Source organism: Collinsella sp. AF04-24 (assembly GCF_003465685.1).
In the GTDB taxonomy this organism is placed as follows: Bacteria; Actinomycetota; Coriobacteriia; order Coriobacteriales; family Coriobacteriaceae; genus Collinsella; species Collinsella aerofaciens_AP.
Map to the genome: position 1 here is coordinate 115,154 of NZ_QSBK01000004.1, position 14,856 is coordinate 130,009.

Annotated in this window: 11 protein-coding genes; 1 reads left to right on the forward strand and 10 read right to left on the reverse strand. The window is 61.3% G+C overall.

Translation table 11 applies throughout. From position 1 onward, the window contains the following. From DWV32_RS02635 to DWV32_RS02655, 5 genes are all read right to left on the reverse strand, one after another. Positions 1-3,429 carry a DNA-directed RNA polymerase subunit beta gene (locus DWV32_RS02635; protein WP_229030360.1) on the reverse strand — a complete coding sequence of 1,143 codons (3,429 nt, stop codon included), beginning with the start codon at positions 3,427-3,429 and terminating at the stop codon, positions 1-3. A gap of 350 nt (positions 3,430-3,779) precedes the next feature. Then, positions 3,780-4,688 (reverse strand): UTP--glucose-1-phosphate uridylyltransferase, encoded by a 909-nt coding sequence (locus tag DWV32_RS02640; protein WP_117757105.1) that lies wholly within the window; start codon positions 4,686-4,688, stop codon positions 3,780-3,782. A gap of 314 nt (positions 4,689-5,002) precedes the next feature. Then, positions 5,003-5,380: a 50S ribosomal protein L7/L12 gene (gene rplL, locus DWV32_RS02645; protein WP_006235005.1), complete on the reverse strand. Its 378-nt coding sequence runs from the start codon at positions 5,378-5,380 to the stop codon at positions 5,003-5,005. Between the two features lie 102 nt (positions 5,381-5,482). Beyond that, positions 5,483-6,004 carry a 50S ribosomal protein L10 gene (gene rplJ, locus DWV32_RS02650; protein ID WP_055250258.1) on the reverse strand — a complete coding sequence of 174 codons (522 nt, stop codon included), beginning with the start codon at positions 6,002-6,004 and terminating at the stop codon, positions 5,483-5,485. A 505-nt stretch (positions 6,005-6,509) separates the two neighbouring features. Further along, positions 6,510-7,646, reverse strand: coding sequence for a pyridoxal phosphate-dependent aminotransferase (locus DWV32_RS02655; RefSeq protein ID WP_117757106.1), 1,137 nt, complete (start codon positions 7,644-7,646; stop codon positions 6,510-6,512). 93 nt (positions 7,647-7,739) lie between these two features. On the opposite strand from DWV32_RS02655, the gene DWV32_RS02660 reads away from it, so the two are divergent. After that, positions 7,740-8,402, forward strand: coding sequence for a hypothetical protein (locus DWV32_RS02660; protein WP_117757107.1), 663 nt, complete (start codon positions 7,740-7,742; stop codon positions 8,400-8,402). A gap of 1 nt (position 8,403) precedes the next feature. Here DWV32_RS02660 and DWV32_RS02665 read toward each other — a convergent pair whose 3' ends face one another. The 5 genes from DWV32_RS02665 to DWV32_RS02685 form a co-directional block, all read right to left on the reverse strand. Further along, positions 8,404-8,967, reverse strand: coding sequence for a uracil-DNA glycosylase family protein (locus DWV32_RS02665; RefSeq protein ID WP_117757108.1), 564 nt, complete (start codon positions 8,965-8,967; stop codon positions 8,404-8,406). Positions 8,968-8,970: 3 nt separating this feature from the next. Continuing rightward, a complete protein-coding gene (locus tag DWV32_RS02670; protein ID WP_117757109.1) occupies positions 8,971-10,347 on the reverse strand; it encodes an alpha-amylase family glycosyl hydrolase in 1,377 nt (458 codons plus the stop codon). Between the two features lie 319 nt (positions 10,348-10,666). Next, positions 10,667-11,851, reverse strand: coding sequence for an MFS transporter (locus tag DWV32_RS02675; protein ID WP_117757110.1), 1,185 nt, complete (start codon positions 11,849-11,851; stop codon positions 10,667-10,669). 124 nt (positions 11,852-11,975) lie between these two features. Next, positions 11,976-14,336, reverse strand: coding sequence for a ferrous iron transport protein B (feoB, locus tag DWV32_RS02680; RefSeq protein ID WP_117757111.1), 2,361 nt, complete (start codon positions 14,334-14,336; stop codon positions 11,976-11,978). A gap of 121 nt (positions 14,337-14,457) precedes the next feature. Further along, entirely contained in the window at positions 14,458-14,778 is a 321-nt protein-coding gene (locus tag DWV32_RS02685) for a hypothetical protein (RefSeq protein ID WP_117637613.1), read from the reverse strand. Between the last annotated feature and the right edge of the window lie 78 nt (positions 14,779-14,856).

Sequence of the window (14,856 nt, forward strand, 5' to 3'; positions counted from 1 at the left end):
CTACTCCTTATCAGTGGTCGTGGCGGCGACAGCCTCGGGTGCCTCGGCGGTCTCGGCATCCTGGGCCTCGACGTCGGCGTCAACGCCGGCGAGCGCAGCCAGGTCGTCGAGAGCAGAGGTCTCCTCGGCGGTCACGGGGGCGGAGGCGTCCTCGTCGGCATCGTGCATGGGCTCGATGTCCAGTGCGAGCGAACGAATCTCCTTGACGAGAACCTTGAAGGACTCGGGGATACCCGGAACCGGGACGTTCTCGCCCTTGACGATGGACTCGTAGGTCTTGACGCGGCCCACGGTATCGTCGGACTTGACGGTCAGGATCTCCTGCAGGACGTTGGAAGCACCGTATGCATACAGTGCCCAAACTTCCATCTCGCCGAAGCGCTGGCCGCCGAACTGGGCCTTGCCGCCCAGAGGCTGCTGGGTAACCAGGCTGTAAGGGCCGGTCGAACGGGCGTGGATCTTGTCGTCGACCATGTGGCCGAGCTTGAGGATGTAGGACGTACCCACGGTAATGGGCTCGCGGAACTCCTCGCCGGTGCGGCCGTCGAACAGGCGGGTCTTGCCGCGCTCGTCAAGCTGGGTGACGAACTCGGGGCGCATGTGATCGCCAAAGGCAGCGGTGGCCTTGTTGAGCATGTTCTTGTTGGCACGACGGATGACCTCGGCGATCTCGTCCTCCTTGGCGCCGTCGAAGACGGGCGTGGCGGTGAAGAACGGACCGGGGACGTACTTGTCGGAGTCGGCCTGCTCGGTATCCCAACCGCAGGCAGCAGCCCAGCCAAGGTGGCACTCGAGCAGCTGGCCGACGTTCATACGCGAAGGAACGCCCAGCGGGTTGAGGATAACGTCGATCGGGGTACCGTCAGCCATGTAGGGCATGTCCTCGACCGGCAGAACGTTACAAATAACACCCTTGTTGCCGTGGCGGCCGGCGATCTTATCGCCCTGCTGGATCTTACGACGCTGGGCGACGTAGACGCGCACCTGCTCGTTGACGCCGGGGGCCAGGTCGTCGCCGTTCTCGCGGCTAAAGCGGACGACGTCGATGACGCGACCGTAAGCGCCGTGAGGCATCTTAAGGGAGGTGTCGCGGACGTCGTGGGCCTTGGCACCGAAGATGGCGCGCAGCAGGCGCTCCTCGGCGGTCAGAGCGCTCTCGCCCTTGGGGGTAACCTTGCCGACCAGGATGTCGCCAGGGCCGACCTCAGCGCCGATGCGGATGATGCCGTCCTCGTCGAGGTTGGCAAGCATGTCCTCGGAGAGGTTCGGGATCTCGCGGGTGATCTCCTCGGGGCCGAGCTTGGTGTCGCGGGCGTCGATCTCGTGACGGGTGATATTGATGGTCGTCAGCAGGTCCTCGGCCACCAGGCGCTCGGACACGACGATACCGTCCTCGTAGTTGAAGCCTTCCCACGGCATGTATGCCACGGTGAGGTTCTGGCCCAGTGCGAGCTCGCCGTGATCGGTCGAAGGACCGTCGGCCAGAGGCTCGCCCTGCTCAACGGTGTCACCGACGCGCACGAGCGGACGGTGGTTGATGCAGGTGGACTGGTTGGAGCGCTGGTACTTGGCCAGGTGATACTCGTCCATGCCGCCGGCATGCTTGACGATGATCTTGGCGGCGTCGGCAAAGATGACCTCGCCGGCGTTCTTGGCCAGGGTGACCTCGCCGGAGTCCAGAGCGGCGCGACGCTCCATGCCGGTACCGACATAGGGAGCGGCGGGGTGAACCAGCGGCACGGCCTGACGCTGCATGTTGGCGCCCATCAGCGTACGCTTAGCGTCATCGTGCTCGAGGAACGGGATCAGCGTGGCTGCGACGGAGAGCATCTGACGCGGCGAGACGTCCATGTAGTCGACGTCCTCGACAGGCACATCGGCGGGAGCGCCGAAGGAGCCGTCGAAGTCGCGGGTACGGGCGATCACGGTGTGCGGACGGACGATCTTGCCCTCGGCATCGGTCGTGATGAACTCGTTGGTCTTGGGATCGAGCGGCGTGTTGGCCGGCGCGATGACGTGCTTCTCTTCCTCGTCAGCGGTCATCCAGTCGATCTGGTCGGTGGCAACGCCGTTCTCGACGCGACGGAACGGGGCCTCGATGAAGCCGTACTCGTTGACGCGGGCGTAGAGGGCGAGCGAGCCGATCAGGCCGATGTTGGGGCCTTCGGGGGTCTCGATCGGGCACATGCGGCTGTAGTGCGAGTTGTGAACGTCGCGGACGGCCGTCGGCACGTTGGTGCGGCGGCTGGAGCCGGACTTGTGGCCGGCAAGACCACCAGGGCCGAGTGCGGACAGACGGCGCTTGTGGGTCAGACCGGTCAGGGGGTTCGCCTGGTCCATGAACTGCGAGAGCTGCGAGGAACCGAAGAACTCCTTGATGGAGGCCACGATCGGGCGGATGTTGATGAGCGACTGCGGGGTGATCTCGTCGATGTCCTGGGAGCTCATGCGCTCACGGACGACGCGCTCCATACGGCTCATGCCGATACGGAACTGGTTGGCAACGAGCTCGCCGACGGTACGGATGCGGCGGTTGCCGAAGTGGTCGATGTCGTCGACCTTGAAGCCCTGCTCGCCGGCAGCGAGGGACAGGAGGTAGCGCAGCGTAGCGACGATATCCTCGTCGGTGAGCACCGTGACCTCTTCCTCGGTGGTGAGGTTGAGCTTCTTGTTGACCTTGTAACGACCGACGCGGGCTAGATCGTAGCGCTGCGGGTTGAAGAGCAGGCCCTCGAGCAGGCTGCGGGAAGCGTCCACGGTGGGAGGCTCGCCCGGGCGCAGGCGACGGTAGATCTCGATGAGGGCGTCCTCGCGAGTGAGGGCGGTGTCGCGCTCCAGGGTGCGCTTGATCACATCGGAGTTGCCGAGCAGCTCGATGATGTCGTCGTTGGTGACGGCGATGCCAAGGGCACGCAGGAACATCGTGGCGCTCTGCTTGCGCTTACGGTCGATGGAGACCATGAGCTGGTCGCGCTTGTCGACCTCAAACTCAAGCCAGGCACCGCGGGACGGGATGATCTGGGCCTTGTAGATCTGCTTGCCCGAATCCATCTCGGAGCTGTAGTACACGCCCGGGGAGCGGACGAGCTGCGAGACGACGATACGCTCGGTACCGTTGATGATGAAGGTGCCCTGATCGGTCATCATGGGGAAGTCGCCCATAAAGACGAGCTGCTCCTTGATCTCGCCGGTCTCCTTGTTGGTGAGACGGACGTCGGTCAGAAGCGGAGCCTGATAGGTCATATCCTTCTCGCGGCACTCCTCGACGGTGTGCGCGGGGTCGCCGAACTGATGCTCGCCGAAGGTAACCTCGAGAACATGGTTCTGGCTCTGGATGGGGCTGGATTCCTTGAACGCCTCACGAAGGCCCTCGTCCTTAAAACGCTCAAAGGATTCCCTTTGAACAGAGATAAGGTTGGGGAGCTCCATGGCCTCCGGGATTTTCCCGAAGCTGACGCGCTTGCGCTCAGTGGCAGTGTATGCGTAGGTCACCAGGTTTTTCCTCCTTCACGGAAATGCTCGGTGGGTTGGCGAGGCATGGCTTCGCCAGTTATCGCAACCTAATAGTTTATCAGGTACCGACCGTTGGGCAAGAAAAGCCTTGACGCGATTGAGTTTTTGGAGTAGCAAAGTTTTTCGACAGAAAACATGCAGGTAGATGGATGTACATCGAACATCTGTTCATATATTTTCTGTGAACAGAGAGCCGGCAATCGCAGCTCTTATAAAAAACGGGCGCGAACCGAAGTCCGCGCCCGTAAATGTCGGTGCCCGAAGGCTTACTTGCGCATCAATCCGCCGCGCTCGTCGATGGCGTCCCAGAAGGCATCGGCAAAGCGGGGGTCGCTTGCAGCCATGAGGGCGTTGGTGGCCATCCAGCCAGAGGGAGTGCCGGTGTCGTAGCCCGACAGCGGGTCGATGACGACCGCATACATGGCCTCGCGGTCGAGCGAACGGGCCATGGCGTCGGTGAGCTGGATCTCGCCGCCCTTGCCGGCCTGCTGATCTGCCAGCAGGTCCATGACCAGCGGGCTCAGCAGGTAGCGACCGACGATGTACAGGTTGGACGGAGCGGCCTCGGGAGCGGGCTTCTCAACCAGACCGCCGATACGCCAGACAGCGCCCGGCTCGGCATCGGCAACGTCCTCGGCGCCCTCGAGCGAACCGACGCGCTCGCCGGCGATAACGCCGTAGCGGCTGACTTCCTCGGGCGAGCAAGCAGCGACGGCGATAACCGAAGCGCCACCGTGCTCCTTGGAAACGGCGAGCATCTTGTCGCAGATATCGCGGTTAGGCACAACGTAGTCGCCCAGAAGAACCAGGAAGTTCTCCCCTGCCACGGCGTCGGCAGCAGAGCGAATAGCATGGCCGAGGCCCTTGGGCTCGTACTGATAACGGAAGTCGACCGGCATACCGCCAGCGTGGGCGACGGCATCGGCATAGGCGTTCTTGCCGCGCTCGCGCAGCAGGTTCTCGAGCGAACGGTCGGGCTGGAAGTAGTTCAGCAGCTCGGGCTTGCCGGGAGAAGTAACGATGATGGCATCGTCGACCTCCTCGGGCTCGAGCGCCTCCTCGACGACGTACTGAATGACGGGCTTGTCGAGCACCGGCAGCATCTCTTTGGGCGTGCACTTGGTGCCAGGCAGAAAACGCGTGCCAAGACCGGCGGCGGGGATGATTGCCTTCATGTTATTCAAAGATCCTTTCGCAGGCGCAAAAGCGCCCCATGCGTGCGGCACACAGCCGCAGACCAAATTGCGATACCCAAGCATCTTACCGCTGGAACTATATGTCGCTACAAGGCAGAGACAATTCTTCAGCAGGTCAACGCAAATTATTGCTCGAATGGTGCAATTTTATTGCCCAACGGCAGGGCACCCGATACGACGCAAATCACAGAACATGGCAGTTTGAGCAACCGATGCCGAGGGACCGAAAAACAAAAAAGACGGGGCTCGCAATGCGAACCCCGTCTGCAAAGAAATCTGGCGAGAAAGCCTGATTACTTGAGGGTGACAGCAGCGCCAGCAGCCTCGAGCTTCTCCTTGGCAGCCTCGGCGTCCTCCTTCTTGGCACCCTCGAGAACAGCCTTGGGAGCGCCCTCGACGACCTCCTTGGCCTCCTTCAGGCCAAGGTTGGTGAGCTCACGGACGGCCTTGATGACCTGGATCTTGTTGTCGCCGAAGCCCTCGAGCACGACGTCAAACTCGGTCTTCTCCTCGGCCTCAGCAGCGCCAGCAGCGGGAGCGGCGACAACAGCGGCAGGAGCAGCGGCGGAAACGCCGAAGGTGTCCTCGATAGCCTTAACGAGCTCGGAAGCCTCGAGAAGGGTCATTTCCTTAAGAGCATCGATGATCTCATCGGTGGTAAGCTTAGCCATTTCTAAGTCCTTTCGGTTTCCGTGCGGATGCACGGAGATCAGTTAAAACACGGCGCGAATGCGCCAGGGGTGCGGCGTTGCCGCCGCGGGTGAAAACAGCGACTAGGCTGCCTTCTGCTCGGAGACCTGCTGGATCGAACGAGCGAGACCAGAGGAAACGCCGTTGACGCAGACAGCGATGTCGCGAGCGAAACCGGAGATGAGGCCGGCGATCTGGCCGAGAAGCTGATCCTTGGTGGGCAGCTCGGCGATAGCCTTAACATCATCAGCGGAAACGGCCTTGCCGTCGGAGATACCGCCCTTGATCTCAAGGACGCCCTTGGACTTAGCGGAGAAGTCCTTAAGGGCCTTAGCGGCCTCGACCGGCTCGGTCTCGTAGAACACATAAGCGACGGGGCCGGCGAGGATCTCGTCGATCTCGGGCTGCTCCTGGTTCTTGAGAGCGATCTTGACCAGGTTGTTCTTGTAGACCTTCATCTCGGCGCCGCACTCGCGAAGCTGATGACGCAGCTCCTGAGCCTGCTTAACCGTCAGACCGTTGTAGTTGACGACGAACAGACCGGCGTTCTCGGCGATACGGGACTCGATCTCTGCAACCTTGTCGATTTTGTACTGCTGGGGCATAAATTACACCTCCTCGAATTCTTTCCGGGCACGGTCCGCCACAAGGACGTGACGGGGGCATGTCCAAAAAGAAAGCCCCCGCGCTGCATGAGCGACGGGGGCGAGAAGACATATCTACTCGACCACCTCGGCTGGCGGGATATCCCATTAAGCTCGCGGGCGATGCCCGTTTGCACCGGCTGTCTCTGGCAGCGGATTCGTGCGTGAACCGAAAGTATTATGGCGGGGACCCCGGCGTCGGTCAACGGAAACCCTGGCTGCACACAATTCCACCATCTCGGTCGCGCCGCCAGAGGCCAGGCGCAAACTTTTCGCTCGGTCAGGTCCTGGGCTCGCACGAAGAGCACATTTAGTGCTCTTCGGCTCGTGCGGAATCTACGAAAAGTTTGCGCCTGGCCTCTGGCGGCGCGACCTACGTCAACTATGGGCAGCCCGGTTTTCCGTTGGCTGACGCCCCCACTCATAAGCCTTAAGTCGGTGGGCTGATGGGGTGGGTCCCTCTGGGCTACAGGGTTGTAAGGAAGGTTGACAGGCGATGGAGGCCTTCGTCCAGGTTTTCGTCACTTACGCAGTAGCTGAGGCGGATGTGGCCTTCGCAGTTGAAGCAGTCTCCGGGGACTAGGGCGACGCCTGCTTCTTTGATGGCTTTGATGCAGAACTCCTCGCTCGTCATGCCGAATTTCTTGATGCTCGGGAAGGCGTAGAAGGCGCCCGCTGGTTCTATTACGTCGAGGCCCATGTCGGCCAAGGCTGCGAGCACGCGTTCGCGGCGGGCTCGGTAGACTTCGAGCATGGGGGTTGGGTCCACGGTGAGTGCCGTGCGGGCGGCGTCCATCTCGAAGGAGACGGCGCTCGATACTAGGTATTGGTGGGCCTTTGCGATCTCGGCGATGACGGGGGTTGTAGCGGCGAGCCAGCCCAAGCGCCAGCCGGTCATGGCCCAGGGCTTGGAGAAGCTCTCGATGACGACCGTCTGCTCGCGCAGCTCCGGGTGGCGCTGGGCAAAGCGCTCGTAGCCATCCGCATAGACCAGACGGTTGTACACGTCGTCGCAGATCACGTAGATACCCGCCCGCTCTGCCACGCGCGCCACGGCATCGAGTGAGGCCGCGTTGAGAATGCAGCCCGTGGGATTGTTGGGCGAGCAGATAACGACGGCCTTGGTCGCCGGGGTCACACAGGCGCGAAGCGCATCCTCGTCAATCTGGAATTGCGCAGGCTCCGTATCCAAGAAGACCGCCTTGGCGTGGTTGGCCACGACGATGCTCTCGTACAGGCCAAAGGCCGGCGTGGGAATGATGACCTCGTCGCCGGGGTTGAGCATAGCCATGAATGTTGCCGACAGGGCCTCGGTCGCGCCGTCGGTCAGGATGACCTCGTCGGCCGAAAACGCAAGGCCCGCGTCCCCCATGTAGGCAGACAGCGCCTCGCGCAGGGCGGGGCGACCGTTGTTGGGCGGATAATGCGTGTCGCCGCGGCCCAGCGCGGCGGTCACCTCGGCGCTAATCACATCGGGTGTAGGAAAATCGGGCTCGCCGAGCGCGAGCGCAATGCATCCTGGGTGCTGGGCAGCGAGCGCGTTAATCCGACGGATGCCGGAGGGCTTGAGCGTGGCAAGCGAGGTATTCATGGGCAGGCGCATGGCGTTCCTTTCGTAAGGGTTGCACTAGGATAGCGCGCCCGCGCGCCGCCAGACGGTGTAACCTAAACGGAAACGAACCGGAAAGGAGATGGTATGGAGGCGAACCAGCAGGCCAATAAGCCAAAAACGTTGCGAACCATTGCGTATATCAGCATTCCCGATAGCGCCGATCTTGAGTTTTTGCTCTGGGACCTGCAGGATGCCATCGCGGCCTATGCTCAGCTTTCTGGCACCACGCTCCCCCGCCCGATCGATTTGGAAGCGGATAATACCGGCAGCGTTGCCGATGGCATCGTGCTGGCCATTGAAGATGTGGCTGACGATGAGACGTTGACAGCTATCGAGCAGGCGCTTGAGCGCTTTGGTGGTACGGGAACGCGCGTCTATGCCGCGATTCGAGCCGCACAAGAGGGCACTAAACAGGCGCGCGGGACCGCCGTTCGTCTGCACAAGGCATGTGAGCGCCATGACCAATTGTGGTGTGGCGGCGTTGTCGTCTGTGCCGGCAGCGGTATTGCGGCGCTTCGCCACTCCCCGCGTATGGGCCTCTTGCGGCGACCGTTTTCGGAAGCGATAGATAAGCTTGTGGGCGCTATGCGCATGGGCTGCTCCATTGAGCATGCGCAGCTGCTTGGCGGCGGCAATGCCGGTAGCGTCGATACCGACGGTATGGTGCGCGCCAAGCCCGCGCTGCCCGCGCCAATTTGGCATGCCACCATCAAACGCCTCGGCACCCGTGCTCAGCCAAATATCTAAATTACAGTGCCGCCCAGTCAACGGCCTCGCGCCAGCGCTCAACAAGGCGCTCCAGGCGCCATGCCGCGTTAGCGGGACTTGTTGACGGCAATACGACAGCGGGCAGGCACGTCCGCTCCTGCAGATAGCGCTTGTAGAGGTGCCCCGCCGTACCGCCGTTGCATATCACTTGCTCAATGGACGCGTTGCTCGTGATAAGCTCAACGCGAGCCGGCACAACGTTTTTGATGCTGGCGTCACTCGAGCCCTTGATATCGCAGCTCTCGATCACATCCCACAGGGCTACGCCGCCGTCGAGGAGCATGAATCGCTTGGCGGCAATCGAGGCGTCGAGTGTCGCCGGCGTACCGTCCGCCAAAGGATCGCCCTCATTGGGTGGCACAGGCGCACCGAGGCATGCCGCTATCACGCGCCAAAAGCGGTTCTGAGGGTTGCCATAGTAAAAGGCATTGGCGCGCGAAAGCACCGAGGGGAACGACCCGAGCACCAAAACGCGCGAGTGCCGGTCGAACACGGGCTCAAACCCATGCTCAATATGTTGATAGTCCTCGTCAGACGCAGGCATGGGCTAGACCCTCAGCAGATAACGCACCTCATAGGGCGCAAGCTCAAGCGTGCCCGCCAGCTCGACCGTGGGCGCGTCGTCGACAAGCAGGTCGACAAAGGACCCGTTGAGCTCGCCGGCTGTAAAGGAATAGGTCTCGTCCACGGCATTCACCGCCACGAGCACCGTGGCGTCGTCGCAGGCACGCTCGAACAGCAGCTGCTTGTTTTGAATCACCACGTTACGGTACGCGCCGTAGTTGAGAGCGCGTGCCGCCGCATCGTTTGTCGAGCGCAGGTGTGCAAGCTGCGCAATAAAGCCTGTCAGCTCGTTAGGCGCGGGCTCGTCGAGTGCGGGTCGCAGCGCCCAGTCGCCATCGGGTCCGCCCTTTTCGCCGGCAATCCCCCACTCGCTGCCATAGTAGACGCACGGAATGCCCGGCATACCAAGCAGCATGGCATAGGCGGGACGCAGACAGCGCTTGTCGGTGAGAATGCTCGCCAGGCGCGGTACGTCGTGGTTGTCGACAAAGCTCAGCAGGTGTTTACCGCGGTAGATGCACCACGGGTCGCCGCCAAACTGGCGATGCAGCGAATGGGCGATCTCGAACATATTGACTGAGTTAAAGCTGGAATACAGGCCCTTGTAGCACTCGTAGTTGGTGCAGGAGTCGAGCATCTCGTCGTTGACGATCTGATTGTAGTCGCCGTGGAGCGTCTCGCCGATCAGTACAAAGTCGGGCTTGAGCTCGCGGGTAAAGGAGTGCAGGCGGCGCATAAAGTCGCGGTCGAGCATGTAGGCGACGTCCAGGCGCAGGCCGTCGATGCCAAAGTTATCGGCCCAACGGCGCACAGACTCGAGCAGGTAATCGACTACGGCAGGATTTTGCAGGTTGAGCTTCACGAGCTCAAAATGGCCCTCCCAGCCCTCGTACCAAAAGCCGTCGCCATAGCAGGATTCGCCGTCAAAGCTAATGTGGAACCAGTCCTTGTAGGGCGAATCCCACTTGCGCTCCTGCACATCGCGGAAGGCCCAAAAGCCACGGCCCACATGGTTGAAGACCGCATCGAGCACCACGCGGATGCCATGGGCGTGCAGTGTCTCGCATACGGCGGCAAAATCGGCATCTCCACCCAGGCGGCGGTCGATATGGCGCAGGCTGCGCGTATCGTAGCCATGGCTATCGGACTCAAGCGGAGGGTTGATCAACACGGCACCGATACCGAACTCCTGCAGGTAATCGGCCCATTGGGCGATTTTCATGATGGGGGCATCGGGATTAGGCGCGGTACCGGCAGCTTGGAAGAGCTCATCCTCGGCAACAGGCGCGGCGTTTTCGCGCGGAGCCCCGCAAAAGCCCAGCGGATAGATTTGATAGAACGTCGTCTCGTATGCCCACATAGCAACCTCCCGACAATCTTTCACGCAACGCCACCCATTGTATGCCGAATGTGACAAAGGGACTGTCCCTTTGTCACATTCGATTATGCCGCGCCACGAAAGCGGCCCATCTACTACGTTTGACCCGCACGGGTCGACCACGCCCGCGTTTTTGTAAAACCGACAAGCTTTCTACCTGCAGTTTTAATTTCGTACTTCCCAACGTGGTCGAGGGTAAACACTAAAAACTAGTAGATAGGCCCATTTCGTGGCAAGCAGCTCAATTCAGGACATGGGGCAGCTAAAAAAGCCCGCATGTGACAAAGGGACTGTCCCTTTGTCACATGCGGCGTATGGCCGGAAACATTACCGTGATGGCGAGGATGACGCCCACGACGGTAATCGCCCCGCCCGCGAAGCCAATCCAAGCGATACCGGGACCCGAAACCACGGCGCCACCGATTGCGGTGCCCGTGCCGATACCCAGATTGAACAGGCCCGAGAAGATCGACATGGCGACGGCCGACGAGTCTGCCGGCGTGTACTTGATGAGCTCGGCCTGAAACGCCACGTTAAAGGCCGTGGAGCAGCAGCCCCATAGCGCGCAAACAGCGAGAACGGCGACGAGCGACGGTGCAACCGGACCCATGAGCAGCAGGGCCACCGGGACGCCGGAGAGCGTAATCGCGAGAAACGGGAACCGGTGCCCATCGAACAGGCGGCCAAACAGCCAGCTTCCGAGCAGACCAGAGCAGCCGAACGCCGTCAGCGTCATAGTGATGGCGCCCGCGTCGACGTGCGCGACCTGTGCCAGGAACGGCTCGATATAGCTGTAACCCGCATAATAGCCGGTCGCCATAAAGACCGTGACCGCATAAAGCGCGATGAGGAACGGGTTCTTGAGCAGCTCGGGAAGTTGTTTGAGCGTAAAGCGCTCACCCACCGGCATAGCCGGGAACACCGCAGCCTGGTAGACAACCGCGACAGCCGAGAGGGCCCCGACCACGGCAAACGTCATGCGCCAGCCCACGGCCAGGCCGATGGCGCGGCCGATCGGCAGGCCAAAGATCTGCGCGATGGACGAGCCCGTGGCGATCATGCTGATGGCGAGCGCCCCGTGGCGGGCGTCGACCAGGCGCGAGGCCATGATAGAGGCGACCGACCAGAACACGGCATGTGCGCAAGCGACCACCAGGCGCGCACAGACCAGGATGGGATATGTCGGTGCCACAGCGGACAGGAACTGACCCAGAGAAAACACGGCGAGCACGCCGAGCAGCATGCGCTTGAACTCAAAGCGCGAAGCGAACACCATAAGCGGCAACGACAGCAGCATGACGCCCCAAGCATAGACCGAGATCATGATGCCGGCTTGGGACTCGGTAAGCGAGAACGACGCGGCAATGTCGGTCAACAGGCCAATGGGCATGAACTCCGACGTGTTGAATACGAACGCGCAGCAGGCGAGCCCGATAAGCGGGAGCCACTGCTTGAGTGAGATGCCATCTTGCCTTGTCTGAGTCATGTAGGAAACCTCTCCGATTGTCTTGAGCGGTGGGCGATTATATAGCAACGGCCCCGCATCCGTCAGCAACAGATGCGGGGCCGCAATCAACTCAATACACAGGGGTTGCGCCGTCAATAAATAGCTAAGCCAACCCCAGCAATATGCCCGCCGAATGCACGACAAACGCCACGATCCAGGCGACCGTCACCTGAAACGCGAACACGGCAACGGCATAGCGCGCGCCCAGCTCGCTCTTAACGGCGCCGATTGCCGCTACGCAGGGCGGGTACAGCAGCGTAAAGACCAGGAACACGTAAGCGGTAAACGGCGAAAACATGGTCGACAGTGCCGCGGGCGACGTTGCACCCAAAAGCACCGTGAGGGTCGAGATGACACTCTCCTTGGCGATAAGTCCGGTGACGAGCGCCGTCGATGCACGCCAGTCGCCAAAGCCGAGCGGCGCCAGCACCGGCGCGATGATGCTACCAAGGCCCGCAAGCAGACTTTGCGACTGATCGGCGACCACATTAAAGCGGATGTCGAACGTCTGGAGGAACCAGATGACCACCGTAGCGGCAAAGATAATGGTAAAGGCCTTGGTGATGAAGTCCTTGGCCTTATCCCATGCCAGCATCACCGTCGTCTTAACGCTCGGCAAGCGATAGTTGGGGAGCTCCATGATAAACGGCACGGGGTCGCCCTTAAATGCCGTGCGGTTGAGCACCAGAGCCGCGATGCAGCCGACCACAATGCCGATCAGATAGAGCGAGACCATGGCGGGAACCGTCGCCTGCGGGAAAAACGCCCCGCACAGAAGGCCGTAGACCGGCAGCTTGGCCGAACAGCTCATGAACGGTGTGAGCATAACGGTCATCTTGCGGTCGTGCTCGGACGGGAGTGTGCGGGTCGACATGATGGCCGGCACGGTACAGCCAAAACCGACGAGCATGGGCACAAAGCTGCGGCCCGACAGACCAAAGCGGCGCAATACCTTATCCATGACAAAGGCCACGCGCGCCATGTAGCCCGAGTCTTCCAGAATGGAGAGGAACAAGAAAAGTACGACGATGATCGGCAGAAAGGTCAACACGCTGCCCACGCCCGTGAGCACGCCGTCGACAGCTAGCGAGCGCACTACGTCATTGGTGCCGAACGCCTTGAGACCCGCATCAGCCGATGCGATGACGGCAGCGATGCCGTCCTCCATGAGGCCCTGCAACGCCGCGCCGATCACGCCAAACGTCAGCCAAAAGACGAGGCCCATGATCACCAGAAACGCCGGAATGGCTGTGTAACGACCTGTCAGGATGCGGTCAATCTTGACGGAGCGCACGTGCTCGCGGCTTTCGTGCGGCTTGACGACGCAACGCCCGCACACGTCGCCGATAAAGCTAAAACGCATATCGGCCAACGCAGATAGGCGGTCGGTGCCGGCCTCGCCCTCCATCTGGGTAATGATGTGCTCGATAGCGTCGAGCTCATTGCGATCCAGGTGAAGCGCCTCGGTTACCAGCTCATCGCCCTCGACCAGCTTAGTCGCCGCAAAGCGCACCGGGATGTGCGCCGTCACGGCATGGTCCTCGATCAGGTTAGCAATACCGTGGATGCAGCGATGCAGCGCACCGCCGTCCGGACCGTCGGGCGCGCAAAAGTCCAGGCGACCAGGACGCTCGCGGAACCGTGCCACGTGCAGGGCGTGGTCCACCAGCTCGCCGATGCCCTCGTTGCGGGCAGCGCTAATGGGGACAACAGGCACGCCCATCAGGCTCTCGAGCAAGTTGACGTCTACGGCGCCGCCGTTGGCGGTCACCTCGTCCATCATGTTGAGCGCGATGACCATGGGACGGTCAAGCTCCATGAGCTGCAGTGTCAGGTACAGGTTACGCTCAATGTTGGTGGCGTCAATGATGTCGATGATGGCGTCCGGGCGCTCGTCGAGGATGAACTGACGGCTCACGACCTCTTCGCCTGTGTACGGCGACAGGGAGTAAATGCCAGGCAGGTCGGTAACGCTTGCCTCGGGGTGGTTACGGATGGTGCCATCTTTGCGGTCGACAGTCACGCCGGGAAAGTTACCGACGTGCTGGTTGGAGCCCGTCAGCTGGTTGAATAACGTGGTCTTGCCGCAGTTTTGGTTGCCAGCGAGGGCAAAGTGCAGCGGTGCGCCCTCGGGCACGGCCGTTTTTGCCGCACGGGGCGAATACGTCCCCTCGCCCAGGGCCGGATGCTCCGTCGTGCCGATTGCGGCGTTAGCGCGCGGACCTGTATCGGTGTCGTGAATACCCACGAGCTCGATGCGAGCGGCATCGTCCTTGCGCAGCGTCAACTCGTAGCCACGCAGGCGAATCTCGAGCGGGTCGCCCATGGGGGCGTACTTCATCATGGTGACTTCGGTGCCCGGCGTCAGGCCCATGTCCAAAATATGCTGACGGAGCGCCTGGTCGTCGGATGTCACCGATGCGACAACGGCGTCCTTTCCAATCTCGAGTGTATCGAGCTTCACGCGCTCATCCTTTCGTTAGACGCGGTTAACCGTTTACCGGGGTTAACCAACTCGTAACGACAAATGATAGCGCTCTGAACTATTTTATAAAGTCAAATACCGATGTTTACCTGCGCAAACTTTATGCGGTGCGCCCCGAAGGCTCTTTACGCATACCGCTCAGCGAGATCGAAACGGAACCCGACCGCGCGGTAGCAGTGAGTCGATCACCCTCGACCGACCCCGTGCATGTAAAGGGCGCCTTGCCCATCAAGACGTGGGAGATAGTACCCAAGAGCTCAAAGAAATCGCCCTCAGCACGGGCACTCGAGAGAGCGATATTGAGACCCCTGACGTTTAGTACTGCCCTGAGCGCGCCGTTCACCCCATGTGAAAACGTCACCTCGCCGCGTCTACTCCCCACCGGCGTCTGGGCCGAAACCACATACGTACCCTCAAGCATGGTTCCTCCTCTGAGTAGGCTTTTTGAAAGGCTCTGTTAGACCAAGGTTGACATAAAAACGATGTCACCGCGAGGCGG